25 protein-coding genes and 1 riboswitch are annotated in these 26379 nt (G+C 56.2%); of the genes, 10 read left to right on the top strand and 15 right to left on the bottom strand.

The features are described from left to right. Positions 1 to 26: 26 nt before the first annotated feature. The 5 genes from CMQ96_RS05355 to CMQ96_RS05335 form a co-directional block, all read right to left on the bottom strand. Positions 27 to 1910, bottom strand: a complete 1884-nt coding sequence (locus CMQ96_RS05355) for a sigma 54-interacting transcriptional regulator (RefSeq protein ID WP_098066158.1) — start codon at positions 1908 to 1910, stop codon at positions 27 to 29. A 140-nt stretch (positions 1911 to 2050) separates the two neighbouring features. Continuing rightward, on the bottom strand, positions 2051 to 3214 hold the full coding sequence (locus CMQ96_RS05350) for a metallo-dependent hydrolase (protein ID WP_004134742.1): 1164 nt from the start codon (positions 3212 to 3214) through the stop codon (positions 2051 to 2053). 12 nt (positions 3215 to 3226) lie between these two features. Further along, positions 3227 to 4621: a DASS family sodium-coupled anion symporter gene (locus tag CMQ96_RS05345; RefSeq protein WP_024359797.1), complete on the bottom strand. Its 1395-nt coding sequence runs from the start codon at positions 4619 to 4621 to the stop codon at positions 3227 to 3229. Between the two features lie 66 nt (positions 4622 to 4687). Then, on the bottom strand, positions 4688 to 5386 hold the full coding sequence (locus CMQ96_RS05340) for an RraA family protein (protein ID WP_004106638.1): 699 nt from the start codon (positions 5384 to 5386) through the stop codon (positions 4688 to 4690). Positions 5387 to 5396: 10 nt separating this feature from the next. Next, positions 5397 to 6350: a hydroxyacid dehydrogenase gene (locus CMQ96_RS05335; RefSeq protein ID WP_004134748.1), complete on the bottom strand. Its 954-nt coding sequence runs from the start codon at positions 6348 to 6350 to the stop codon at positions 5397 to 5399. A 331-nt stretch (positions 6351 to 6681) separates the two neighbouring features. On the opposite strand from CMQ96_RS05335, the gene CMQ96_RS05330 reads away from it, so the two are divergent. Continuing rightward, positions 6682 to 7014: a LysR family transcriptional regulator gene (locus tag CMQ96_RS05330; protein ID WP_071830703.1), complete on the top strand. Its 333-nt coding sequence runs from the start codon at positions 6682 to 6684 to the stop codon at positions 7012 to 7014. Here CMQ96_RS05330 and CMQ96_RS05325 read toward each other — a convergent pair. From CMQ96_RS05325 to CMQ96_RS05290, 8 genes are all read right to left on the bottom strand, one after another. Further along, on the bottom strand, positions 6980 to 7993 hold the full coding sequence (locus tag CMQ96_RS05325; protein ID WP_024359800.1) for a magnesium transporter: 1014 nt from the start codon (positions 7991 to 7993) through the stop codon (positions 6980 to 6982). The genes CMQ96_RS05330 and CMQ96_RS05325 overlap by 35 nt on opposite strands. Positions 7994 to 8049: 56 nt before the next feature. Further along, positions 8050 to 8233: riboswitch (M-box (ykoK) riboswitch) on the bottom strand. A gap of 165 nt (positions 8234 to 8398) precedes the next feature. Beyond that, positions 8399 to 8815 carry a nickel-responsive transcriptional regulator NikR gene (gene nikR, locus CMQ96_RS05320; protein WP_004134751.1) on the bottom strand — a complete coding sequence of 139 codons (417 nt, stop codon included), beginning with the start codon at positions 8813 to 8815 and terminating at the stop codon, positions 8399 to 8401. Positions 8816 to 8820: 5 nt separating this feature from the next. Then, on the bottom strand, positions 8821 to 9591 hold the full coding sequence (gene nikE, locus CMQ96_RS05315) for a nickel import ATP-binding protein NikE (RefSeq protein WP_004134753.1): 771 nt from the start codon (positions 9589 to 9591) through the stop codon (positions 8821 to 8823). Further along, positions 9591 to 10352, bottom strand: a complete 762-nt coding sequence (gene nikD / locus CMQ96_RS05310) for a nickel import ATP-binding protein NikD (RefSeq protein ID WP_024359803.1) — start codon at positions 10350 to 10352, stop codon at positions 9591 to 9593. The genes nikE and nikD overlap by 1 nt, the downstream gene beginning before the upstream one ends. Continuing rightward, entirely contained in the window at positions 10352 to 11185 is an 834-nt protein-coding gene (gene nikC / locus CMQ96_RS05305) for a nickel ABC transporter permease subunit NikC (RefSeq protein ID WP_004134761.1), read from the bottom strand. Before nikC ends, nikD begins: the two co-directional genes overlap by 1 nt. Further along, positions 11182 to 12126, bottom strand: a complete 945-nt coding sequence (gene nikB, locus CMQ96_RS05300) for a nickel ABC transporter permease subunit NikB (RefSeq protein WP_004134764.1) — start codon at positions 12124 to 12126, stop codon at positions 11182 to 11184. The genes nikC and nikB overlap by 4 nt, the downstream gene beginning before the upstream one ends. Beyond that, complete coding sequence (gene nikA / locus CMQ96_RS05295) at positions 12126 to 13694, bottom strand: nickel ABC transporter substrate-binding protein (protein WP_098066155.1); 1569 nt, start codon at positions 13692 to 13694, stop codon at positions 12126 to 12128. The genes nikB and nikA overlap by 1 nt, the downstream gene beginning before the upstream one ends. Before the next feature lie 456 nt (positions 13695 to 14150). Further along, positions 14151 to 15011 carry a LysR family transcriptional regulator gene (locus tag CMQ96_RS05290; RefSeq protein WP_024359805.1) on the bottom strand — a complete coding sequence of 287 codons (861 nt, stop codon included), beginning with the start codon at positions 15009 to 15011 and terminating at the stop codon, positions 14151 to 14153. Between the two features lie 97 nt (positions 15012 to 15108). Here CMQ96_RS05290 and CMQ96_RS05285 point away from each other — a divergent pair, with 97 nt between their 5' ends. From CMQ96_RS05285 to arnF, 8 genes are all read left to right on the top strand, one after another. Further along, positions 15109 to 15615, top strand: coding sequence for a phenolic acid decarboxylase (locus CMQ96_RS05285; protein WP_024359806.1), 507 nt, complete (start codon positions 15109 to 15111; stop codon positions 15613 to 15615). Between the two features lie 400 nt (positions 15616 to 16015). Next, positions 16016 to 17155, top strand: a complete 1140-nt coding sequence (arnB, locus tag CMQ96_RS05280) for a UDP-4-amino-4-deoxy-L-arabinose aminotransferase (RefSeq protein ID WP_049087057.1) — start codon at positions 16016 to 16018, stop codon at positions 17153 to 17155. Between the two features lies 1 nt (position 17156). Next, positions 17157 to 18140, top strand: coding sequence for an undecaprenyl-phosphate 4-deoxy-4-formamido-L-arabinose transferase (arnC, locus tag CMQ96_RS05275; protein ID WP_004134773.1), 984 nt, complete (start codon positions 17157 to 17159; stop codon positions 18138 to 18140). After that, positions 18137 to 20122, top strand: a complete 1986-nt coding sequence (gene arnA / locus CMQ96_RS05270) for a bifunctional UDP-4-amino-4-deoxy-L-arabinose formyltransferase/UDP-glucuronic acid oxidase ArnA (RefSeq protein WP_004134775.1) — start codon at positions 18137 to 18139, stop codon at positions 20120 to 20122. The genes arnC and arnA overlap by 4 nt, the downstream gene beginning before the upstream one ends. Next, complete coding sequence (gene arnD, locus CMQ96_RS05265; protein ID WP_004134777.1) at positions 20119 to 21021, top strand: 4-deoxy-4-formamido-L-arabinose-phosphoundecaprenol deformylase; 903 nt, start codon at positions 20119 to 20121, stop codon at positions 21019 to 21021. Before arnA ends, arnD begins: the two co-directional genes overlap by 4 nt. Then, complete coding sequence (gene arnT, locus CMQ96_RS05260; RefSeq protein WP_049090197.1) at positions 21021 to 22676, top strand: lipid IV(A) 4-amino-4-deoxy-L-arabinosyltransferase; 1656 nt, start codon at positions 21021 to 21023, stop codon at positions 22674 to 22676. Before arnD ends, arnT begins: the two co-directional genes overlap by 1 nt. Then, positions 22673 to 23011, top strand: coding sequence for a 4-amino-4-deoxy-L-arabinose-phosphoundecaprenol flippase subunit ArnE (gene arnE / locus CMQ96_RS05255; protein ID WP_004134781.1), 339 nt, complete (start codon positions 22673 to 22675; stop codon positions 23009 to 23011). Before arnT ends, arnE begins: the two co-directional genes overlap by 4 nt. Further along, positions 23011 to 23394, top strand: coding sequence for a 4-amino-4-deoxy-L-arabinose-phosphoundecaprenol flippase subunit ArnF (gene arnF, locus CMQ96_RS05250; RefSeq protein WP_004134783.1), 384 nt, complete (start codon positions 23011 to 23013; stop codon positions 23392 to 23394). The genes arnE and arnF overlap by 1 nt, the downstream gene beginning before the upstream one ends. Here arnF and CMQ96_RS05245 read toward each other — a convergent pair. Further along, positions 23391 to 24440: an AI-2E family transporter gene (locus CMQ96_RS05245; RefSeq protein ID WP_004134785.1), complete on the bottom strand. Its 1050-nt coding sequence runs from the start codon at positions 24438 to 24440 to the stop codon at positions 23391 to 23393. The genes arnF and CMQ96_RS05245 overlap by 4 nt on opposite strands. 132 nt (positions 24441 to 24572) lie before the next feature. Between CMQ96_RS05245 and CMQ96_RS05240 the strand changes: the two genes are divergently transcribed. Beyond that, complete coding sequence (locus tag CMQ96_RS05240; RefSeq protein ID WP_004134787.1) at positions 24573 to 25793, top strand: MFS transporter; 1221 nt, start codon at positions 24573 to 24575, stop codon at positions 25791 to 25793. Here the strand turns inward: CMQ96_RS05240 and CMQ96_RS05235 are convergent, their stop codons facing one another. After that, a complete protein-coding gene (locus tag CMQ96_RS05235; protein WP_004126200.1) occupies positions 25794 to 26351 on the bottom strand; it encodes a DcrB family lipoprotein in 558 nt (185 codons plus the stop codon). Between the last annotated feature and the right edge of the window lie 28 nt (positions 26352 to 26379).

Raw genomic sequence — 26379 nt, 5'->3', positions numbered from 1 at the left:
TCTGTATCAGCAGACCCGGCTCCGCCTTATCCGCTGATATTGTGCTGCTTTAATTTGCGCCATAGGGTCGTGGGGCTGATGCCGAGCATCACCGAGGCTTTGGTCCTGTCCCCGTCGGTTTTTTCTATGACATGGGTAATCAGCCGTTTCTCTTGTTTCTTTAATAAATCGGTTTCATCTGATGTCACGCCCGTGGCCGGGAGGTGAGAGCCCTCATTGTCGTCATCCGGCGATATTTGACTGACCTGCAGCAAAATCTCTTTGCTCACTCGATCAATATCCACCAGGACGATGAGTCGGTAGATCACCGCCTGGAGTTCACGAATGTTGCCAGGCCAGCGATAACCATGCAAAAAATCCACCGCATCGGGGGTAAAGGTGATTTGCTTACCCTGTTGATGAAGCAGGTGCTGAATCAACGGCATGATATCGCCCGGTCGCTGGCATAAGGCCGGTAGACTCAACTCAAGAATATTGATTCGATAGTACAGATCCTGCCTGAACTCACCGCTGGCGACGAGCGGGCGTAGATCCTTATTGCTGGCGGTGATCAGGCGAAAATCGGCGGTAATAAGCGTATCGCCGCCGAGACGAGAAAACTGCTTCTCCTGCAATACGCGCAGCAGTTTGACCTGTACCGATAGCGGCGCTTCGCTGATTTCATCGATAAACACCGTGCCGTTCATCGCCATTTCAAACACCCCCGGTTTTCCGCCCTTACGCGCGCTGGTAAATGCGCCGTCGGCATAGCCAAAGAGTTCGCTTTCCAGAATACCCTCAGGGATGGCCGCGCAGTTAATCGCGATAAAAGGGCTATGGCTTCTGGCGCTATGGTTATGAATACTCTGGGCGAAAAGCTCTTTGCCCGTGCCGGTATCGCCCAAAATATGGATGGGAAGTTCATGGCGGGCGCACAGTTTGGCTTTTTTTATGACATCGAGTATTGCTGGAGACTGACCAATAATATCATCGAAAGACCAGGTGGTGGAAAAACCGCGGAGCTTACTTTTTTTGTTGACGCTGTTTTGCCAAAGCGTACTCTCCTGGCTTAACCCCGTAATAACGGCATAAGATATTTTTCGGTTAGAAAAGTGGCGCACGGAAATATGAATCGTTACGCCGTTGATGTCTATAGCCTGCTCTTTGATGTCTAATTCATTAATAATTCTGGCGTAGATCTCTTTAAAAGCTTCTTTTTTGAATATTTTATCTCCAGCTTGACATTGGAATAATGCCACGCCGGTGGCGTTGATATTGATAATTTCACCAAGCTGATCGATGCACATAATACCTTCACGCGCCTGATTCAATGCTGAGTGGCTCATGATCAGTTTGCTGTGTTCTCGATTAATGTATTTCAATAAACTGTGAGCTTCATTGATGGCCTGCTCAATGGAAATATTATCGGTATCACCCATAATAGCATTGAGGTGATATTTTTGCGCCATTTCAGCAACGGTCAGCCCGCCGATTACGGTATGATAATTATTCTCCGAAAGATTTTTTATAACATTTTCAATATCGTGATGGTTGTAAACCTGACAAATTTTAAACTCTTCATTAGTCATGTTTTGGTAATGGCGTAAGGCGCTACAAAACTGCGGGAAACCAACGGCGGCAATTTTTTGCGATTTGCTGTTGGCTTCCTGTAAGATGCGATAAACGCCATGGAAATCATGGGCGATTTCAATGACAGGGATAGTAATGTTGCTACGCAAAAGTGCGGCGGTACCGCCCCGGCTAATAATTATCTTAGTGCCGGATTGAATCATCTCATGGGCTTTATCGAGAACATCTGAATAACGAAATTCAAATACGGGGATATCGAGTTTCCTTTCAATAAGGACATTCATAATTCGTTGGGTTATTGTCCTGGAAACTGAAAAGATAACAATTTCATTATTATTCATGCATTATTCTCACAGACATCAGGGTAGGCAAGTCTTAGTATATGATGAGAGCGAGGAGAATCAATGAGGGAAGTCATATTATGCGTGATTCAGAATAAAAGCCTTACGCCGATGTAGACGTAAGGCTTAATAATTAGCGATTAGAAGCGCAGGCGGCGGTAGACAATTTGACCATTACACAGGGTAGCGCAGTTATCAATGTAACGGTCGCCTTCAATTTTAACGCCCTGAGTATCTTCAAAAACAATCTTCTCTTTTTGCAGTTTAACAATCGAAACGTCAGCAAAAGCGCCGGGCGCCAGGGTACCAATTTGCCCCTGCATCTTCATCAGGCGAGCGGGCGTAGCGGTTACCGCGCGAACAACATCGAAGAAGGACATTCCCATGTTGAGATATTTCGACATGACGTGGAGTAGGCTGTAAACCTTATCCGTCCGTAAGCTATTTCGCAAAGTGAGATCGGTACTGATGATATCCGGATAAAATCCTTGCTCCATGGCGGTTCTGGCAACGTGAAAATCAAAGTGGGCCACGCCGTTTGAACAGTCAAAGATAACGCCCCGGGACTGCGCCTCTTTTATCGCCGCATAGACCTCGCCCTGTTCATTAAGAATCGAGTGGCCGGTGCCGTGGAAGCAGTGCGCATAAATATCATCGGCATTAAAATAGCGGATCAGTTCATCGGCGCAGAGAAGAGAATCCGTGACGTGAACGCAAATCGTGGTATCGAGTTTACGCGCCAGGGAGACGGTAGAGAGAAGCGGGTCGCTGGCGTACTGTTTCCCTTTGGCGATATCCTGGCTGTAGCGTAGTTTCAAGCCGAGAATATTGTCTCTGTTGCCATTCAGCGTTTGCGCTATCTTCTCCTCGTTGTAATTTGCCGGATTGGTATTTTCCAGATAACCGGTCGGGCCGCCGCCGAGGGTAGAAAGCCCAACGTTGACCACGTTCAAATAGCTTTTGATTTTCACCATGGCAGGATGAATCACGCTATTGCGAAAAAGCTGATAATTTACCCAGCCGCTGCTGCCGGCATCGACCATACTGGTGACCCCATTAGGCAAGCATACGATATCAGGGTTAACGCTGATGGCGGTTCCGCCATGAAAAACATGGCCATGGAAGTCGATTAAGCCAGGCAGCACGATACAACCCGCGGCATCAATCACCGTTTCGGCCTGCAAATCATCAACGGCATTCAAGTCAACGATACGATCGCCGATGATGCCAATATTGCGATTAATATAATCGCGGCTATCAAGATCGGCGACCAGACCATTTTTAATCAGAATATCCAGTTTCATTTTATGCTCCTGTTAAATGCCAATAAACTTCCAGTAGGGTATGCCGATCAGGAAAAAGATTAATACGTTGACCACCACCATGATGGTGCCCAGCATCCAGAACGTTTTTTGTGGGACGTAGCCGCTGGAGAACGTAAATACGCCGGCGCCATTGCCATAATGCGTAAGCAATGCGCCATAGCCTGCGGAGAAGGCCAGAGATAGCGCCACGTACATAGGATGCGCCTGAGTCGTCATTCCCAGGGTAAAAAGTACCGGGTAGAATGAGACGACGAACGCGCTATTAGAGACAAAGAAATAGCGGACGGCAAGGCTGATAAAGACCAGCACGGCAATCGCGCTGATTTCATTCAGGTGTGACAGGTCGAGATAGTTTTTGATGACGTCGACCAGGAAGACATAGAACCCGCCTTTTGATAGCGCAACCGCGCACCCATAAAACGCGCCGTACCAGACGAAGGTCTGCCAGGCCGATTTTTCGCTCACCACGTCATTCCAGCTCAGTACGCCGAAAAGCAGCAGGCAGGCGAGGAAAGCCAGGCCGACGGGAATAAAGGCGATACCGGTGATGGAACCCGTCATCCAGCCGAGTACGCCCAGAATAAAGAATACGATCAGCAGCTTCTCTTCTCGTTTTACCGGACCGAGCTCACGCAGACCCTTCTCGGCAATTTCATTGACGTTATCGATAACTTTCAGTTCTGGCGCGTAGATTTTATACAGTATCCACGGCGCGAGCAGCAGCACCAGTCCGGCTGGCACTACGGCGGCTTTAAACCAGGTCATCCATTCGAGATTCACTTTCATGATCTCGTTGGCCAGCGAGACGGTAATTGAGTTGGTCGCCATCCCCGTCAGAAACAGGCTGGAGGTTCCCATTGAGACGACGTACATCAGGATGGTCAGATAGGCGCCGATTTTCCGGCTACCGTCGTCGGGCTTCGAGCCCAGCGCTTCGGCGATATTCCTGAAGATGGGATAGGTAATGCCTCCGGAACGGGACATATTTGAACCCGTTGCCGGGGCCAGTACGGTATCCGTCACCATCATCAGATAACCCAGGGTGAGGGTATTTTTACCGTAGCGTTTTAGCAACAGATAGGCGATACGTTTACCCAGACCGGTAATGACAAACGCTTTGCAAATAATAAAGGCGCTGATGATAAACCAGACCATCGGGCTACCAAAACCCGCAAACAGAGGAGCAGGGTCGAGAACCAGAGAGGCAAACCCGAGAATAATCAGCATAATGACCGCATCGGTAAACGGACGTAAAACCAGTCCGCACAGCATCGCCAGATAGATGCCAACCATGTGCCAGGTCGGTGCGGCGACGCCTTCCGGGTGCGGTATTATCCAAAATAAAACGGGAAAAAAGATAATGGGCAAGAGTTTTAAATAAAGCATTTTTATTACCTTTGCTTTAAAGCCACGGCCCGTCAGGGCACCGCGGCCTGATATTATTTAATCAAATTAACGATACATGTCGTCGATAAACTCAACGCCTGTCTCATCCAGTGATTTTTTGACCCAAAGGCGATTCGCGGTGCCGTTTTTCGCGGCCTCTACTTTGCTGGCATCGAATTTTGCATAATCTTTGGCTTTATTTAGTACGGCTTCTGCGTCACCGAGGGGGATAACAATCACGCCATCCGCATCGCCGACGATCAGGTCGCCCGGACAAACCGCGACGCCGCCAACGGCGATCGGCGTGTTCACCTCGCCCGGACCTTGTTTAAACGGGCCTGCGGGGTTGGAGCCGGTGGCGAACAGCGGAAAATCGAGAACCGACAGCGCATCGATGTCACGGATTGGCCCGTCCAGCACGATACCGGCGACTTTCTTCATGCAGTGGGCGTAGGCCACCATGATCTCGCCCATCAGCGCTCGCGAACGGTCGCCTTCGTTGGAGACCACAATCACATCGTTCTCACCCGCCATATCCAGCGCGGCGTGCAGCATCAGGTTATCGCCCGCGCGAACTTTTACGGTGATGGCGAAGCCCGCCATAATCGGTTTTTTCGGCGAAGAAATACGTTTAATCCCGTTACCCAGTACGGCAATACGATTCATGGTGTCAGCAATATTCGCCGCCGGGAGCTGTTCAAATTCTTTAAGAAGATCGACGCTGCAGGCCGGACGTTTTAAAAAAATACGGTTACCAATAGTCATGTTTTTCTCCTTAAAAACCCGGGACCGGCCAGGACGGTTTCTTACCGGATAAGACTTCATCAATGCCAATTGCGGAATGGAGCGAGGCTCTGTCGGTCGCTTCGATAGTGGCGGCGCCAATGTGCGGGGCAATCACGATATTGCTTAGCGAGAAAATCGGATCGTTGGCATCAAACGGCTCTTTCTTTAAGACGTCCACGCCCGCTCCGGCGATAGCGTGGGTGCTCAAGGCGTGATACAGCGCTTTTTCATCAACCAGCTTTCCGCGTGCGGTATTAATGAAGTAGGCGCTGGGCTTCATCATGGAAAACTGTTTCTCACCAACAAAATCGGTGGTTTCCGCGGTCGTCGGGCAGTGCAGAGAAACGAAGTCGCTCTCAGTGAAAATACGGTCAAAATCGTCGGTAAGCTCTACGCCTTCGGGGATCTGCTGCTGGGTTTTATACGGATCGTAGGCGATAACTTTCATATTAAAGCCATGCAGCGCTTTGATTGCCACGCGTGAACCGATATTTCCCACGCCAATCAGGCCCAGCGTTTTACCATCCAGTTCCACTTTTGGCGTGCGCAATTTTGCCCAGTAATAATCTTCAAGCATCTTTTCCTGTACCAGCTTGAAATTACGCGAGCAGTGCAGCATATAAAATATGGCCAGTTCGGCAACGGACATGCTATTAGCAATTGGCGCATTTAATACGACTACGCCGTGACGTTTCGCTGACTCCAGATCGACCGTATCGTAACCGGCACCGTGTCGTGCAACGACTTTCAGCTTTTTAGCCGCCTCAAATACGCGATCGGACATTTTTGAAAGGCGTACGATAATACCGTCGCAATCTCCGATGTCGCGAATGATATCTTCTTCTTCCATCCCTGAGCCGTTAATCAGTTGATAACCTCGGCTTTCCAGATATTCTCTTCCTTCCGCCATAATTTCCTGCGGGAGTAAAATTTTGTACGTCATTTAACTATCTCCAGTGTTGATTACGTGGAGGTAATTGCATGGCGTGTGCCATAAATTAATTCAGGCGGGATGTTTTTCATAATTACTTGATAAATATGTTTATTTTGTTTTTTGCTTCGCTGGCTTTTGGTGATGTCCTTCACATCCTCGGACACCGCCTCGAGGTCGTGTATTTAATAATGAAATGGCTGAAATGCATAATTAAATGCACGATCGGTCAGCTTCACACTTTATTTTATTTGTATGGCGGAGGGACCGTTTGTACCGATTGACATTGCGTGCCGGACAACTTAAAACGTAACCAAAGGTTTGATCAGGAGGAATTTTGGCAATGAATAAATCACAGGTGGAGATATTCATGCTGATGGTTCGGGAGGGGAGTATTCATATTGCATCGCAGCGGTTGGGTATTGTGCCTTCGTTGATAACAACCAGCGTATGTGCGCTTGAAAATGAACTGGGTTTTAACCTGATTACGCGCGGCAGGAATATCAGAAAAGTTACTCTAACGGAGAAAGGGCACGCTTTTTACCGGCTTGCTCCAGAATTACTGAGATTACTCAATGCGATTGCGGATATTCGCGCGGGAATAAAACGGCCCGGCGAGTCTTCACCGCCGGGCAAAATAATCAGTTCAGCCCGAGAAAATACTGGGCGATTTTAAAATAGATAATTAATCCGGTACCGTCGATGAGGGTGGCGATAAAAGGCGCTGAGACCACCGCCGGGTCGATGCCGAGGCGCTTAAGCGTCAGGGGGATCACCGACGACACCACCGCGCTCCACAGAGTGATGCATACCAGCGTCAGGCTGACAATCAGGGTGATCTCCATGCCGATACCCATCATCCAGGCGCGAAGGCAGCCCGCCAGGCCGAGCGTAATGGCGATCAGCAGCGAGGTTGAAACTTCTTTACGGATCACGCGTCCCATATCGCGCAGCCGCACTTCCCCGAGCGCCATCGAACGCACAAGCGTAGAGGTTATCTGCGTTCCGCTGTTGCCGCCGGTACCAATCAGCAGTGGAATGAAAAAGGCCAGCGCGATAGCCGATTCCAGCGCCTCTTCAAAATGCTGTAACACGCTGCTGGTGTAGGCTTCGGCGACAAAGAGCAGCAGCAGCCATACCGAACGTTTTTTCCATAGCGCCCACGGGCTGGTTTCCAGATAGGGCTTTTCCAGCGGCAGCGTCGCCCCCTGGCGCTGAGCATCCTCGGTTACGTCATCTTCCAGCAGATGCGCAATCTCTTTTTCCATCAGGCAGCCGACCAGCTCGCCCTTTTCGACTACCGGCACCAGATCGAGCCCGCGCTCGCCGAGTTCGGCGACTACCTGCGGGCGCGGATCGTCGGGCCTGACGCGAAACAGGCAGCTATCCATTAAATAACGAATGGATTGCGCGGTATCGCTCTCCTGCAGCAGCTTTTTTATCGATAAACTGCCGCGCAGTTTTTTTCCGGCGACGACAAAAACCTGGCCGGGGATCTCATCGCTGGCCAGCTGAGAAACGAACAGCTCACGGGCTTCATGCACGCTGAGATGTTCCGGCAGGGTGATGAAATCGGTACGCATGTACTGGGCGATCGCGTCGCCGTCGAAAGCTGAGGTGGCGTGGCGTGCGGCGCACAGTTGAATGGAAGACATGGTTTAATTCCCTATAAAAAATCACTCATAGGGGCGAACAAGACAGGATGAGCACAGGCAGATCCCTACGTCCTGGTTTTAGCACTGCACAACGTATCTGTCCGGCATGAACGCCGTCAGAAGTTACCTTGGCAACACCTTGATTCGATGGAAGCCTGTATTTCCCTGAGTGGTCTCTCTCGATACCAACAGGGCGGTAACTTATGTTTATGCAGGAGCCTCGCCATAACGAGATCGTTAAATGAGGCGTGATTATTAGCGAAGGGAGATAATTCACCAAGCGTATAATTCATATGGTTTATTAAAGGTTGAGAAAAACCGCTACGAGGCGCATGGGCCAACGAGCCAGCATGATCGCATTAGCCCCGCTCGCGAGTTAAAAAGCCGTTTATCGCCGCGCACAGTTTATGAGTGGGGGGATTCCTTCTCCGTCGGCAGGCATTGCAAATGGCCGTGGCGCACGCCGCGCTGGGCGATAACATCATCGGCAAAATGCTGAACGTCGCCCATGTCCCCCTTCAGCACGGCAATTTCCAGACAATCGTCATGATTAATATGCACATGCAGAGTGGCGACGGAGAGATCGTGATGGTGATGCTGGGTGGAGACTAAACGGCTGGCGAGATCGCGCTTTTCATGCTCGTAAACATAGGAGAGCACTGCGAAGCCCTGGATACCGTGCTCCTGAGTGGTTTCCTGGACCAGCGCGCCGCGCAGAATATCGCGGATCGCTTCGGAACGGTTGTTGTAGCCGCGGCGCTGGCTGAGGTTATCCAGCGTGTCGAGTAAATCGTCGTCGAGAGTAATGGTAATACGTTGCATCTGGCTTAAACCTTATTTCTGCGCACGGGAAAGGCGGGAAGTACCGCATTTTGTAACACGCGACCGGCGTCAGAGGAAAAAGTTAATGCGTCGCCCACGGCCTGTGTCTCAACGATTTGCCCCTCATCCATCACCATCACCCGCTGACAAAAGCGCTCTACCAGGCGTAAATCGTGGGTGATAAACAGGCAGGCGGTGCCGAATTGTTGCTGGAGATTTTTGAGCAGACGAATAACGCCCGCCTGGATCACCAGGTCGAGGTTAGAAACCGCCTCATCAAGGATCAGTAACTTCGGTTCTACCGCCAGCGCCCGCGCCAGGCAGACGCGCTGCAGCTGTCCGCCGCTCAGCTGCGGGGGGCGCTTATCCAGCACGCTATCGTCGAGATCCACCGCCTTGAGCATTGCGCTGGCACGGGCCAGCTGCTCCGCTTTGGTCAACGACAGCAGATGACGCATAGGTTCACGCAAAATCTCGCGTACGGTTTTACGCGGATTGACCGCGCTGATGGCGTCCTGAAACACCATCTGAATATCCCGCCGGAACGCCTTTTGCTTAGCGCGATTGAGCCGGCAGAGCGGTTCTCCCCGCCAGCAGACGCTGCCCTGAGTGGGCGATTCCAGGCCAACGAGCAGGCGCGCCAGGGTGCTTTTCCCGCAGCCGCTGCGTCCCAGCAGGGCCACGGTTTCGCCGCTTTTCAGCGCCAAAGAGACCTCTTTTAGTACCTTTAAATCGGTATATTGATGGCTAATCGCGGATACGCTCAGTAATGTCATCAGGCCAGCTCCAGACCATAGAGGGCGAGATGCGCCGCCACCAGACCGCGGGTGACGCTGTGCTGCGGGGCGCGAAACAGAGAGTCAACATCGCCCTGTTCTACAATGCAGCCGTTATCCATCACCGCCACATCGTCCGCCAGCCGCGCCACGACGCCCATATCATGCGTCACCAGCAGCATCCCGGGTCCGCGGTTTTGCATAATATTAACCAGCAGATCGAGAATGCGCGCCTGGGCCACCGCGTCGAGATCGGTGGTGGGTTCGTCGGCAACGATAAACGGCGCATCGCACAGCAGCGCCATGGCAATCATCATCCGCTGCAGCATGCCGCCGCTCATCTCAAATGGGTATAACTTCAGCACGCGCGGCGCGTTCTCCAGCCCGACGGCCTCCAGCGCCGCAATAAGCGTGGCGTCGTCTGCTGCTTTACCCAATGCCCGGCAGGTTTCCCGCGCGTGATCGGCCATTGTCCGCAGCGGATTAAAAGCGCTGCGCGGGTTCTGCATAATGGTGGCGATTTTGCTGCCGCGCAGCGCGCAGGGAGAAACCGGCTTGCCGTCGGCAAGAATGGTTCCCGCTGTTTGCCGCACGCCGGGAGGCAAAATGCCCAGCGCTGCGGCACAGGTCAGCGATTTGCCACTGCCGCTGCCGCCAACCAGCGCCAGCACGCGCCCACGTTTGATCGTCAATGAAACGCCGTGCACCAGCGCACGCTCAGCCTGTAAGACGATGTTTTGCAGTTCAATGTGTTGCGGCATCAGTGGGCGTGCTCCGCGATCAGGTGGGGATCCAGGCGATCGCGCAGCGCGTCGCCCACCATGTTGAAGGCCATGACGGTGATAAACAGCGCCAGCCCCGGCCAGAACATTTGCAGCGGCTGGGTCCAGATATACTGGCGGGCGTCATTAATCATCACTCCCCATTCGGCGGTGGGCGCGGTGACGCCGAGGCCGAGAAACGACATCCCGGCGACGTGCAGCATCATATGCCCGATATCCAGGGTCGCCAGCACCAGCAGCGAGGGGAGCACCGCACCGGCAAGATGGTCGATAAATACCCGAATATGGCCCGCGCCGGAAAGCCGCGCGGCGAGCACAAACTCGCGCTGGCGCAGGGAGATCGTCAGGCTGCGCACCATCCGCGCATACCACGCCCAGTGCGACAGGGCGATGGCGATAATCACGTTGGTCAGCCCGGTTCCCAGTACCCCTACCATAAAGAAAGAGAGGATTGAGGTCGGGAAGGTCATAAACATATCCGCGACGCGCATGGTGGCCTGATCGACGCGGCCGCCGATAAGCCCGGCGCTGCCGCCGACGATGAGCCCCAGCGCCAGCACCAGCAGTAGGCAGGCCATTACCGAGCCAAGCGATACGCGGGTCGCCGCCAGCAGGCGCGAGAAGATATCGCGCCCCAGATGATCGGTGCCGAGCCAATGCTGGCCGCCGGGCGGCAGCAGGCGCGAAGGCAGATCGATGGCCTGCGGATCGTACGGCAACCACCACTGACTGGTGAGGGCAACGATCGCCAGCAGGGCGATGATGAGCAAAGATATGCGGACTGACCCGCGTGAAGAGAAGAAAAAGTTCACGAGCGCGCTCCTTCATGGCGGCGAATGCGCGGGTCCAGCGCGGCGTTCAGTAGATCAACCATCAGGTTACAGACCACAAAAACGATCACCATCATCAGGGTAAAACACTGAATGACCGGGTAGTCGCGGTTAAAAATCGCCGAGACGGCGTAGCGACCCACGCCGGGCCAGGCAAAGATATTCTCGATAATCATCGTGCCGCCAATCAGCTCGCCGATATGCATTCCCACGGCGGTAATCATCGGCAGCGAGGCGTTGCGCAGAATATGGCGACGCTCGGTTTGCTTAGCGTTCAGGCCGCGCAGTCTGGCCCAGGTTACGTGACGCTGCCCGGCGACTTCCAGCATGCTGGCGCGCAGCAGACGGGCGTTGATCGCCAGCGACATAAAGGCAATCGACACCGCCGGCAGAATGATGTGCCGCCAGCCGCCATAGCCCATCGCCGGTAGCCATTGCAGGTAAACCGAAAAGAACATTACCAGCAGGAAAGCCAGCCAGAAGTTGGGCATCGACACGCCGAGAAAGGCGATGATCCGCACAATAAAATCCGGCAGGCGGTCGCGGTGGCGCGCCGCCCAGATGCCGAGCGGCACGGAGGTAAGGAGGATCAGCACCAGCGCGGCACCGGCTAGCTGCAGGGTGGCGGGCAGAAAGCTCAGCATGTCATCCAGCACCGGACGCTGGGTGGCGAACGAAACGCCAAAATCCAGTTGCAGCGCCCGCCACAGCCAGCTGCCGTACTGGATGATAAGCGGTTGATCCAGCCCCAGCATAGCGCGGGTCGAGGCTACCATCTCCGGCGTCGGCGGCAGGTTCGACAGGCGCAAATAGTCGAGCGCCGGGTCGCCGGTGCCCAGGCGGAGCATCAAAAAAATAATCACCGAAGCGGCGAAGATCATCGGTATCAGCAGCGCGACCCGCCGCAGCGCGTAGCGTAACATCAGGGTTTCACCGGCTTAATCTGTTCAAACGGAATTTCAGACGCGATCGGCGCATAGGGGATCGCGCCCAACTCCGGCCTGGCGACCACCATCATCGAGACGTAGCTGATGGGCAGGTAGACGGCATCGTTGTGCAGACGCGTCAGAATGTCGCGATACAGCGCCTGACGCTGCGTTTCATCGCGGGTTTCCAGTACCTCGCCAATCTCTTTATCAATAACCGGTTTGTCGGCTAAACCCTGCTGCGCCTGAAAATCGGCGTGCGATGGCACGCGCATTGAACTCATAAAGGCGTGCGGATCGTACGGCGCGCCCCAGGTGCGGTTGAAAATCATGCCGAAGCGACCATCGCGCTGACGGGCATAAATACTGCTTTCTTCCTCGCCGGCCAGCGCCACGTCGACGCCAACCTGGCGCATATCGGCCTGAATGATTTCGGCCATCGATTTGCTCAGCGCGTCGGTGCCGATAAACGACAGCTCAACGCGCAGCGGCTGGCCGTTTTTCTCGCGAATATCTTTCCCTGCAGGCAGTACCCAGCCCGCTTTTTCCAGCAACGTCTTCGCCTGCTGCGGATCGTAGCGACGCGGCTTCAGGCCAATATCGGCATAGGGCACGGTGGGGGCGAACAGCGTATCGGCAACCTGCTGGGTGCCGTACAGGGCGTTATCAATCAGCGATTTTTTATTCACCGTATGGTTCAGCGCTTCACGTACCGAGAGCTCGTTGGTGGGGGCTTTGGCGGAGTTCAGCGCCAGCATCACCGTTTCTATCGGCTGGGAAAGCTGGGTGCGGTAGGCCGGGTTGTGGCTGAAGCGGGCAAAGGTGTCGAGCGGCAGCAGCCCTTCGTTGCCGTAGAGCAGATCAATATCGCCGGTTTCAAACGCCACCGCGCGGGTGGTCGGGTCCGGGATCACCTTGACGGTAATCTTTTGAATGTGCGGCTTTTCACCCCAGTAGCGGTCGTTACGCACCAGCACGTCATACTGATTGAGTTTTGATTCCTTCAGTACCCACGGACCGGTGCCAATCGGCGCTTTAATGCCGCGCAGGGTCTCATTGTCTTTGAACTGCGACGGAGCGATAAAGCGGAAAGGACGCGGCAGCGACAGCTCCTGTAAGAACGGGTAATAGGCGCTTTTCAGGGTGATTTGCAGATGGCTTTTGTCGAGCGCTTTGACATCGACGATCTGATTGACCAGCTCCAGCCAGGCGTGGCGCTGGCGGTTATCGAGCACCACGCGAAAGTTCTCCGCCGCCGCAACGGCGTCAAACGCTTCGCCGTTGGAGAATGTTACGTCATCGCGCAGGGTGAAGGTCCAGACTTTGCCGTCCTCCGAGTGCCTCCAGCTTGTGGCCAGCCAGGGCTTCACCGAGCCATCCGCCTGATACTTCACCAGCGGTTCATACACCATGCTTTGGGCGTACATCTGATTGGGCGTGTAGAGGTGCGGGTTGAGCGGCCCCACGTTGACCGGCCATGCGGTGGTGATGTCATTCGGCGCGGCGCGGGCCAGCAAAGGAACGCAGGCGAGTAGCGCCAGCAGCGTGGTGCGGATAATAGACAAGGCTTTTTCTCAGCGACAGGAAAGTATGACGATTTTAATGATTCATCATACTTTCGGCGTAAGCTGGATCAATATAGCGCCTGAAAGTATAAGAAAACGATATCGCTCTTTTGGCTGTATGGGATGGCGAACCAGCCTGCAGCCCGGCTAAACGCAGCGCAAGCCGGGAAGCATCAGCTTCGGCACATTTCCCGGAGGCGATGCTGCGCATCTGTCCGGGCTACCGGCCCGCAGATGGCGGTGAACCTGTAGCCCGGGCAAGGCGCGTCAAGCGCCGCCCCCGGGAGCAGAGCGCAGAGAGGCAGAATGTCCCGCAGACGGCGGTGAACCTGTAGCCCGGGCAAGGCGCGCCAAGCGCCGCCCCGGGAGCAGAGCGCAGAGAGGCAGAATGTTCCGCAGACGGCTGGGACTCTGTAGCCCGGCTAAGCGCAGCGCGAGCCGGGTAAAACAGGCCCATCAGGGCGTTCTGAACAGATCCAACAGCGTGGCGACCTGCTCATCAATAGGCGTTAAATCACGCTTCACGATCAGGTGCAGCGGCGTTGCCCGCCGCGCGCCGTGTCCCAGCGGTAGCGCTTTCAGCACCCCTTGTTGAAGCTGTGGGCGAATACGCTCTTCCGGCAGCCAGCCAAACCCAACCTGATACAGCACCGCATCGATGGCGGCATCAATAGTGGAAAACGTCCACGCGTCGCGGGCGGACTGCGGGTCGTTGCCGCGATCGGCGATGCGCACCAGCGGCCAGGGAGCCAGCGCGTTATCATCCAGCGGCCCTTCGAGGGCGGATAGCGGGTGATCGCGATGGGCGACGGCGACAAAATCAATATTCATCAGCCATTCGCCGCGGCCGGTAATATCCTGACGACGGGTCAGCACCATCACATCCGCCTCGCTGCGGGCCGGAAGCTCTTCCTCAACGTTTTCCAGCACTTCGGTCAGCCTGACCTGAGTTTGCGGGTAGCGCTGCTGAAACTGGCGCAGAATGGCGAACAGCCGTTCGCGTGGGAAAATGCTGTCGACCACCAGATCCAGCCGGGTCCGGGCGCCGTCACGCAGGGTAGCGGCATGGGTTTCGACGTAAGCGAAGGCCTGCAGCAGCGGCTTAACCTGACCGAGCAGCAGCTCGCCTGCCGGGGTCAGCACCGCGCGGCGTCCCGATGGCGTGAGCAGCGTGACGCCGAGGCGCTCCTGCAATAGGGCGAGATTATAGCTCACCGACGACTGGCTGCGGTGGGTCTCGTCCGCCGCCTTCGCGAAGCTACCCAGTTCGACCACTTTCTCCAGCAGCGCCCATTGTTCCAGCGTAGTCTTGTGCATAATCTATCTAAAAAGTGAATGAGTTTAATCCAAACATAGCGTTATTCATCCATTTTTTAAAGCAGTATGCTTGTTCTCAACAAATAGAGGAGAACAGATTATGAGCACATTCGACAAACATGACCTGAGCGGTTTTATCGGCAAACATCTGGTTTATACCTACGATAATGGCTGGAACTACGAAATTTACGTTAAAAATGGCACCACCCTGGATTATCGCATTCACAGCGGTATCGTCGCGAATCGTTGGGTGAAAGATCAGCACGCTTACATCGTTCGCGTCGGCGAAAGCATCTACAAAATTTCCTGGACCGAACCGACCGGCACCGACGTGAGCCTGATCGTTAACCTCGGCGACAAACTGTTTCACGGCACCATCTTTTTCCCGCGTTGGGTAATGAATAATCCGGAGAAAACAGTCTGCTTCCAGAACGATCATATCCCGCTGATGGTCTCTTATCGTGAAGCTGGCCCGGCGTATCCGACAGAAGTGATTGATGAGTTCGCCACCATCACTTTTGTGCGCGATTGCGGCGCGGATAACGACGAAGTGATTAATTGCCCGGCTAACGAATTACCTGACAATTTTCCTGGCAACCTGTAATCATTTTGAAATAGTTTCGTGATTCGCCTGGATTTTTTATATTCCCTGAACGATGTTTAAAGATAGATTTATTAGAATCTGGTTGAGCATCCGTTTACTTTTCGCCAATGCGTTCCCGCTATTTCTCCGTCCGGCGGGAACGCTACAGCACCTTTTTTACGATAAATCCCACTCTATCTAAATGATTTTTAACAAAATCATTATGCATATCTAATTAATATTAATTTCTTAATATTATCCTAAGCAAAGCTGACTAAATTTAATAACATCTGAATACAAAATAATGAAATGCGCCATCGGGCTGATTTCGCGTTCATTTTCATTTTGTTTAGGTCAGCAGGTGCAGGATATTTCTTATCGACCCCGTTTTTCGGCGGGTCATTGACAGAACAGGAACATGATGAGCGATTTTTTGCCGTTTTCGCGCCCGTCGATGGGCGACGCAGAGCTGGCTGCGCTGCGTGAAGTTTTGCAATCGGGCTGGATCACTACCGGACCGAAAAATCAGGCGCTGGAAGAGGCGTTCTGCACGTTAACCGGCAACCGCCACGCCATCGCCGTCAGTTCGGCGACCGGCGGCATGCACGTTACGCTGATGGCGCTGGGTATCGGTGCGGGCGATGAAGTGATCACCCCTTCCCAGACCTGGGTCTCCACGCTGAACATGATCTGCCTGCTCGGCGCGACCCCGGTGATGATCGATGTCGATCCCGACAATCTGATGATTACCCCCGAAGCGGTTGAAGCGGCAATCACCCCGCGAACCAAAGCAATTATCCCTGTGCACTATGCGGGCGCGCCGGCGGATATCGACGCCATTCGCGCGATTGGCGAGCGTCACGCTATTCCGGTGATTGAAGATGCCGCCCACGCGGCGGGGACGTACTACAAAGGCCGCCACGTCGGCTGGCGCGGTACCGCCATTTTCTCATTCCATGCGATCAAAAATATGACCTGCGCCGAAGGCGGGCTGGTGGTGACCGACGATGACGAGCTGGCCGCGCGTATTCGCAGCCTGAAGTTCCACGGCCTCGGCGTCGATGCTTATGACCGCCAGACCCTGGGCCGCGCTCCGCAGGCGGAGGTGATTTCGCCGGGCTTTAAATACAATCTCGCAGATATCAACGCCGCGCTGGCGCTGGTGCAGCTGGACAAGCTCGCCCACGCCAATCAGCGTCGCGCCGCCATCGCGCAACGCTATCTGCGAGAGCTAGCGGATACGCCCTTCAGGCCGCTGGTGGCGCCGTCGTGGGAGCATCAGCACGCCTGGCACCTGTTTATTATCCGCGTTGACGAAGCCGCCTGCGGCATCAGCCGCGATGCCCTGATGGAAAAACTGAAGGCCATGGGCATTGGCACCGGCCTGCACTTCCGCGCGGCGCATACGCAAAAGTATTACCGCGAGCGTTTCCCTGAAGTTTCATTACCGCATACGGAATGGAACAGCGCGCGCATTTGTTCCATCCCGTTGTTCCCGGATATGACCGATGACGATGTCACTCGGGTCATTTCCGCACTGCACCAGCTGTCAGGACGTTGATATGTTTAGCTATCCTCCCGTGAAAAAGGTCTCGGTCGTCATTCCTGTCTATAACGAGCAGGAGAGCCTGCCGGAGCTTATCCGCCGTACCGATACCGCCTGCGCGACGCTCGGTCGGCAGTATGAAATTCTGCTGGTCGACGATGGCAGCAGCGATGACTCGGCGCGGATGCTCACCGAAGCCGCCGAGGCCGAAGGCAGCCACGTGGTGGCGGTACTGTTGAACCGCAACTACGGCCAGCACTCGGCGATTATGGCGGGCTTCAGCCACGTTACCGGCGACCTGATCATTACCCTTGACGCCGACCTGCAAAACCCGCCGGAAGAGATCCCGCGCCTGGTCGAGAAGGCCGACGAGGGCTACGACGTGGTCGGTACCGTGCGCCAGAACCGTCAGGACACCTTCTTCCGTAAAAGCGCCTCGAAGATGATCAACCGCCTGATCCAGCGCACCACCGGTAAAGCGATGGGCGACTATGGCTGCATGCTGCGCGCCTATCGCCGCCATATCATCGACGCGATGCTTAACTGCCATGAGCGCAGTACCTTTATCCCGATTCTGGCAAACACCTTTGCCCGCCGGGCGGTTGAGATCCCGGTGATGCACGCCGAGCGCGAATTCGGCGACTCCAAATACAGCTTTATGCGCCTGATTAACCTGATGTACGACCTGGTGACCTGCCTGACCACCACGCCGCTGCGCCTGCTGAGCCTGTTCGGCAGCGCTATCGCCCTGCTGGGCTTTGCCTTCGGCCTGATGCTGGTGGTGCTGCGTCTGGTGTTTGGTCCCCAGTGGGCGGCAGAAGGGGTGTTCATGCTGTTCGCGGTGCTGTTCATGTTTATCGGCGCCCAGTTCGTCGGGATGGGCCTGCTCGGGGAGTATATCGGCCGCATCTATAACGATGTCCGCGCCCGCCCCCGCTACTTTATTCAACGTGTTGTTCGCCAGCCGGAAACGGCATCTCAAGAGGAAGATCGTTCATGAAAGCCGTAGTCTTCGCTTATCACGATATGGGTTGTGCAGGTATTCAGTCTCTGCTGGACGCCGGTTATGACATCGCCGCTATTTTTACCCATCCGGATAACCCTGGCGAAAACCATTTCTTTGGCTCCGTGGCGCGTATCGCCGCTGAGCAAGGCATCCCGGTATGGGCGCCGGAAGATGTGAATCATCCGCTGTGGATCGAACGTATCCGCGAGATAAAACCGGACGTGCTGTTCTCGTTCTATTATCGCAACCTGCTGTGCGATGACATTTTGAATATTGCGCCGCAGGGGGCTTTTAACCTGCATGGTTCACTGCTGCCGAAATACCGCGGCCGCGCGCCGCTGAACTGGGTGCTGGTGAACGGCGAAAGCGAAACCGGCGTGACGCTGCACCGTATGGTTAACCGCGCCGATGCCGGCAATATCGTGGCGCAGAAAAGCGTAGCGATCGGCGCGGATGACGCGGCGCTGGCGCTGCACCGTAAACTCTGCGCCGCAGCGTCGGATCTGCTGGCTCAGGCGCTGCCCGCCATCCGCGACGGTAAAACCGAAGAGCGCGTCCAGGATGAAAGCCAGGCGACTTACGTCGGTCGCCGTACGCCGGAAGACGGTCGCCTCGACTGGGAACGTTCGGCCCAGACGCTGCACAACCTCGTCCGCGCGGTTTCCGATCCGTGGCCGGGCGCGTTCGGCTACGCCGGCGCAAACAAGTTTATCGTCTGGAAATCACGCGTGCGCCACGATCTGGCCGCCGCCAAAGCGGGGACGGTGCTCTCCGTTGCGCCGCTGGTCGTCGCCTGTCAGGAAGGGGCGTTAGAAATCGTTACCGGGCAGACCGAGCGCGGCGTTTATATGCAGGGTACCCAGCTGGCGCAGGCGCTGGGCCTGGTTGCCGGCGCGGTGCTGAGCAGCAAACCGGTGGTGGCGATTAAGCGCCGCACCCGCGTGCTGATCCTCGGGGTGAACGGCTTTATCGGTAACCACCTGACCGAGCGTCTGTTGCAGGACGACAACTACGAGATTTACGGCCTGGACATTGGCTCCGACGCCATCAGCCGCTTCCTCGACAACCCGCGCTTCCACTTTGTTGAAGGCGATATCAGCATCCACTCCGAGTGGATCGAGTACCACATTAAGAAGTGCGACGTGGTCCTGCCGCTGGTGGCGATTGCCACGCCAATCGAATATACCCGCAACCCGCTGCGCGTGTTTGAGCTGGATTTTGAAGAGAACCTGAAGATTATCCGCGACTGCGTGAAATACGATAAGCGCATCATCTTCCCGTCGACGTCGGAAGTGTACGGCATGTGTACCGACAACAACTTCGATGAAGACACCTCCAACCTGGTGGTCGGGCCGATTAACAAACAGCGCTGGATCTACTCGGTCTCCAAGCAGCTGCTGGACCGCGTGATCTGGGCCTACGGCGATAAGAACGGCCTGAAGTTTACCCTGTTCCGGCCGTTTAACTGGATGGGGCCGCGCCTCGATAACCTCAACGCCGCGCGCATCGGCAGCTCTCGCGCCATCACCCAGCTGATCCTCAACCTGGTCGAAGGTTCGCCGATCAAGCTGATTGAGGGCGGTAAGCAGAAGCGCTGCTTTACCGATATCAGCGACGGTATCGAAGCGCTGTTCCGCATCATTGAGAACAAGGACGGCCGCTGCGACGGGCAAATCATCAACATCGGCAACCCGGATAACGAAGCGAGTATCAAAGAGCTGGCGGAAATGCTGCTGGCCTGCTTTGAACGCCATCCGCTGCGCGACCGCTTCCCGCCTTTCGCCGGATTCCGCGAAGTGGAAAGTAGTGATTACTACGGTAAAGGCTACCAGGATGTTGAACACCGTAAGCCGAGCATTCGCAACGCGAAGCGCTGCCTGAACTGGGTGCCGACGGTGGAAATGGAAGAGACCGTGGAACATACCCTGGACTTCTTCCTGCGCACGGTTGAACTGACGGACAGCGGCAAATCATGAAACAGGTCGGCTTACGCATCGATGTCGATACCTTTCGCGGTACGCGGGACGGGGTCCCGCGACTGCTGGCTCTGCTAAGCCAGCACGGGATTCAGGCAAGCTTCTTTTTCAGCGTCGGGCCGGACAACATGGGGCGTCATATCTGGCGCCTGGTAAAGCCGAAGTTTCTGTGGAAGATGCTGCGCTCAAAGGCCGCGTCGCTGTACGGCTGGGATATCCTGCTGGCCGGCACCGCCTGGCCAGGGCGCAGGATCGGCGCGGGGAATGAAGAGGTTATCCGCGCCGCCGCGCAGGAGCATGAAGTTGGCCTGCACGCCTGGGATCACTATAGCTGGCAGGCGTGGAGCGGCGTCTGGCCGCAGGAAAGGCTGACGCTGGAGGTTGAACGCGGGCTGCTGGAGCTGGAGCGGATTATCGGTCGCCCGGTAACCTGTTCCGCCGTTGCCGGCTGGCGCGCCGATCAGCGGGTGATCAAAGCCAAAGAGGCTTTCGATTTCCTCTATAACAGCGACTGCCGGGGGACCGGGCCTTTTCTGCCGCAGCTGGGGAACGGCGCGCCGGGGACCGTGCAGATCCCGGTGACCTTACCGACCTGGGATGAAGCGGTGGGAAACGCGGTGGATATTGCGGGCTTCAACCGCTATCTGCTGGACTGCATCCACCGCGACGCGGGGACGCCGGTCTATACCATCCATGCTGAAGTGGAGGGCATTGCCTTCGCGGATCAGTTTGATGAACTGCTGACCATGGCCGCACAGGAAGAGATCCAGTTTTGCCCGCTAAGCCAGCTGCTGCCCGCCGATTTTAGCGCGCTGCCGCGAGGGAAGGTGGTTCGTGGTGAACTGGCCGGCCGGGAAGGCTGGCTTGGACGTGAACAATTACTCAATTCGGGTGTTTGATGAAAAGCATTCGCTACGGCGCCTCTCTGGTCGCCCTTTTTGTCCTCTATTATATACTGCCGCTCAACTTCCGCCTGCTCTGGCAGCCTGATGAAACCCGCTACGCGGAGATCAGCCGCGAAATGCTGGCGACCGGCGACTGGGTGGTGCCGCATTTCCTCGGGCTACGCTACTTTGAAAAACCGATTGCCGGCTACTGGATCAACAGCATCGGCCAGTGGCTATTCGGCCACAATAATTTCGCCGTCCGCTTTGGGGTGGTATTTTCGATTACCGTTACCGCGCTGCTGGTTGCCTGGCTAGCGTGGCGTCTTTTCCGCGATAAACGCGTCGCGATTCTGTCGCCGGTTATCTTCCTGACCGCGCTGCTGGTCTACGGTATCGGCACCTACGCGGTGCTCGACCCGATGATCACCATGTGGATGGCGCTGGCGATGTGCAGCTTCTGGGGCGCGACGCAGGCTCAAAGCCACGGCGGTAAAATTTTCGGCTATGTTTTACTCGGCGTGGCCTGCGGGATGGGAGTGATGACCAAAGGCTTCCTTGCGCTGGCGGTGCCGGTGGTCGGAGTGCTGCCGTGGGTGATTGCGCGTAAGCGCTGGCGCGAAGTGCTGACTTACGGCTGGCTGGCGGTGGGCGTCTGCGCGCTGGTGGTGCTGCCGTGGGGGCTCGCCATCGCCAAACGCGAGCCGGACTTCTGGCGCTACTTCTTCTGGGTGGAGCATATCCAGCGTTTCGCGGAAAAAGATGCCCAGCATAAAGCGCCGTTCTGGTACTACATTCCGTTCCTGATTGCCGGCAGCCTGCCGTGGCTGGCGCTGCTGCCGGGGGCGCTCAAGCGCGGCTGGACCGAGCGCGATGAGGCGCGCGGTGCGCTCTATTTGCTCGGATGGGTGGCGATGCCGTTGCTGTTCTTCAGCATTGCTAAGGGTAAGCTCCCGACCTACATCCTGCCCTGTTTTGCTCCTCTGTCGATTCTGATGGCGCGCTACGCGCTGGATGCGGCGAAGGCGGGGGCGAAAGCGCTGAAAATTAACGGCGCGATCAACCTGGCCTTTGGCCTGATTGGCCTGGTCGCCGTGCTGGTGGTTTCGCCGTGGGGCTTTATGCACAAGCCGGTATGGAGCCACATTGAGCTGTATAAGTGCCTGCTGGCGGCGCTGATATTTGGCTGGTGGGCGCTGATGGGCTGGCTGGCGATGAAGGATAACGGCCGCCGCTGGACCCTCGCCGCCTGCTGCCCGCTCGGGCTGGCGCTGCTGGTGGGCTTCGCTATCCCGGATCGGGTGATCGACAGCAAGCAGCCGCAGTTTCTGGTGGATATCGTCAGCGAATCGCTGACGCCGAGCCGCTACGTGTTGACCAATAACGTCGGTATCGCCGGCGGGCTGTCGTGGGAGCTCAAGCGCAGCGATATCATTCTGTTCGACAAGCAGGGCGAGCTGAAGTACGGTCTCTCCTGGCCGGACGCGCAGCACCAGTTTGTCGATCAGGCGCATTTTGCTGACTGGCTGGCGACGCACCGCCAGCAGGGACCCGTCTCGCTGGTTCTGCTGATGGACAAAGGAGAAAGTATGGCTGATTTAGCGCTACCGAAACCGGACAGCTTCTACGAGCTGGGGCGCGTGGTGTTTATCCAGTACCTGCCGCAATGAGCGTGTGGATCTGTCTGGTTTTCGCCAGCCTGCTGAGCTGCGCCGGACAGCTGTGCCAGAAACAGGCCACCCGCCCGTCCAAATCCGGGCGGCGCGGGCGCCATATCCTCGGCTGGCTGGGTTTAGCGCTGCTCGCTCTCGGCTGCAGTATGCTGCTGTGGCTTAGCGTGCTGCAGTCAATCCCGGTCAGTATCGCCTACCCTATGCTGAGCCTGAACTTTGTCTGGGTGACGCTGGCGGCGTGGGGGATCTGGCGCGAGCCGGTCGCGCGCCGCCACTGGCTTGGCGTGGGGCTGATCGTCGTCGGGATTGTTATTCTGGGGAGCCGTATCTGATGGGCTTAATCTGGGCGTTATTCAGCGTCGGCCTGGCGAGCGGCGCGCAGCTGCTGCTGCGCAGCGCGATGGTCGAACTCCCGCCGCTGACAGAGATATTCACCTTCCTCAACCATCTGCTGCATCTGCGGGCGGGCACGTTTGGCCTGACGTTCGGGCTTATGGGTTACCTGCTATCGATGGTCTGCTGGTACTTCGCCCTGCATCAACTGCCGCTGGCGAAAGCCTACGCGCTGCTGAGCCTGAGCTATATCCTGGTCTGGGCCGCCGCCATCTGGCTCCCCGGCTGGCATGAGCCTTTCCACTGGCAATCGCTGCTGGGCGTGCTGCTGATTGTCGCCGGGGTGCTGACGATCTTCTGGCCGGTGAAGCGGCAGGGCTAGCCCGGTAGCCTGCTTTTGGGGCGTCCGGGCCCGAGCAGGATGGCTAATTTACTGCCGCCCTTGGTGGTCTCCATCCATATTTTACATACGCTGGTTAACGGTACCGACAGCAGCATTCCCACTGGGCCAAGCAGCCATCCCCAGACCAGCAACGAGAGGAAAACCACCAGCGTAGACATGCCCAGCCGATGGCCCATCATGCGGGGTTCGAGAATATTGCCGATGATCATGTGCACGACTAAAAAGAGCGCGCCGACCATCAGACACTCATAATAACCGTTAAAAAGTAACGCCTGGACCATAGGCGGAACGGCGGAAATCACCGAGCCAATGTTAGGCACATAGTTCAGCAGAAAAGCCAGCACGCCCCACATCAGCGCAAACTGAACCCCCATCAGCATCAGCCCTAACCAGACAATCACCCCAGTCCACAGGCTAAGCAGCGTTTTCAGCGCCAGATAATGCGAAACGCCTTTTAAGGCCCGGTGCAGACCGGCGATGTGGATCTGCGGGTTGTTGAGGGCAAAGCGGAGTTTATAAGGCACATGACGGACTTCAAAAAGCATAAACACCACCGTCATCACCAGCAGAACGACGCTGGCCATAGCGCCAGAGAGCCCGGTCATCAGGGTGGTCGTGAACGTCATCAGCTTGTCAGAGTCTATGCGTTGCAGCATACGCTCCGGGGACATGTGAATATGCAAAAACGGCAGCGCCTCCTGCAGCCGCAGAACTTTTGCCGTCAGCTCTTTATTATATTTTGGCAGCATGGCGACAAATTCGTTAACCGATGCGGCCAGTACGCCAATTAACGCGGTGAGCACGATCAGCATCACCACCACCACGATAGTAATGGCTGCCGGGCGACGCACGCCGCGGCGAATAAACCAGGTGACCAGAGGGTTGAGGACAATGGCGAAGAACAGCGCCAGTAATAGCTGCACGATGATATCTGCCGCGGCGTGGATCCCGGCGAGGATCACCACCAGTGACGCCAGTTTAAGCAGAATATGCATACCCGTTTTATCGGGCTGAGGGGTTGTCATTCACGGTTCCTTTCTATGATTTTCATTAAGTGTAGCGGCTGGCTTGCTGCCAGGAATCCTAATCTGGCTGCTGATTTATAACGTGTGGCGTGGTAGAAATGAAACACAGTAGTAAAAATCTGGTGGAACCCGATGCCCGAAACCGTCGCCGAACCGGCGCTCAATGGATTGCGCCTCAATCTGCGGATTGTCTCTGTCGTGATGTTTAACTTTGCCAGCTATCTGACCATTGGCCTGCCGCTGGCGGTGTTGCCCGGCTATGTGCATGATGTGATGGGGTTTAGCGCCTTCTGGGCCGGACTGGTGATTAGCCTCCAGTACTTCGCTACGCTGCTCAGCCGCCCGCACGCCGGGCGTTACGCCGACCTGCTGGGGCCAAAAAAGATCGTCGTTTTCGGCCTGTGCGGCTGCTTTCTGAGCGGACTCGGCTATCTGCTGGCGGCGCTCTTCGGCGACTTGCCCGCTGTGAGCCTGGCGCTGCTATGCCTTGGGCGCATAATTCTCGGCATTGGGCAGAGCTTCGCGGGAACCGGCTCCACGCTGTGGGGCGTCGGGGTAGTCGGTTCGCTGCATATCGGGCGGGTTATCTCCTGGAACGGCATTGTCACCTACGGAGCGATGGCGATGGGCGCACCGCTCGGCGTGCTCTGTTACTCGCTGATTGGCCTGCACGGGCTGGCGTTGACCATTATGGCGGTGGCGCTGGTGGCGGTATTGTGCGCGTTGCCGCGGGCGGCGGTGAAAGCGGGCAGGGGTAAAGCGATGTCGTTTCGCGCGGTGCTGGGGCGCGTCTGGCTCTACGGTATGGCGCTGGCCCTGGCTTCGGCGGGGTTTGGCGTTATCGCCACCTTTATCACCCTGTTTTATGATGCCAAAGGCTGGGACGGCGCGGCCTTCGCCCTGACGCTGTTTAGCTGCGCCTTTGTCGGCACTCGTCTGCTGTTCCCCAACGGAATTAACCGCCTTGGCGGGCTGAACGTGGCGATGCTCTGTTTTGTCGTCGAAATTATTGGGCTGCTGTTAGTGGGCCTGGCGGAGACGCCGCTGATGGCGAAAATAGGCACTTTCTTTGCCGGAGCCGGTTTTTCGCTGGTGTTCCCGGCGCTTGGGGTGGTGGCGGTGAAGGCCGTGCCGCAGCAAAATCAGGGGTCGGCGCTGGCGACCTATACGGTATTTATGGATCTCTCGCTGGGGATCACCGGTCCGCTTGCCGGGCTGCTGATGGCGTGGGCGGGCATTTCATCGATCTATCTCGCGACGGCGGGGCTGGTCGCGGTGGCGCTGCTGCTGGGATGGCGGTTAAAAAAACGGCCCCCGGTCGGTGAACCGGAGGCCGCGGCGTCAGGCCAGTAGTTACTGGATGACGAGGGTGTTGATAATGTTTTCCGCTTCGGTCTGCGCCTGCTGCTGATTATCCGCTGGCAGCGTGATCTGCAGCGTCAGCAGTTTGTCATCAACCTTACCGAGCAGGACGGAAGACCAGGCGGTCTGGCCCTTGGCGGAGATGATGCTGTCCAGCTGTTGCAGGGTGTGGCCTTTGATCTCAATGGATTTATTGCTCACGACCTGCAGCTGCGGGTCGCGGCTGCGCTGCTGCTCTTCCAGACGCTGGCTCATGACGGCCAGATCTTCATTGGTGCTGTCGCCAACAATCACGATCACCGCTTTCTGGCCGGTGGCGTCAGAATAGACGTGCATATTGTTGGCCTGGGTGCCCAGCTTGCCGCTCTGGTCGGTCATACCGGCAGGCAGGGAGAAGCTCAGTTTGCCATCCAGCAGACTAATAGGTTGCCCGCTGGCGTTGCTTTCCGCAGCCGCCCCGGCAGTCGGCGTTTTTGTATCGCTGTTATCACAGGCCGCAAGACCCACAACCAGCAGGCCAATACCGACATATTTAACCAAATTGCGCATTGACATCTTCCTTTCGATAAACGGCCAT

It is taken from the genome of Klebsiella sp. MBT K-1, from assembly GCF_002556465.1.
GTDB classification, from domain to species: domain Bacteria; phylum Pseudomonadota; class Gammaproteobacteria; order Enterobacterales; family Enterobacteriaceae; genus Klebsiella; species Klebsiella grimontii.
This window is presented reverse-complemented; position numbering and strand designations above follow the sequence as displayed.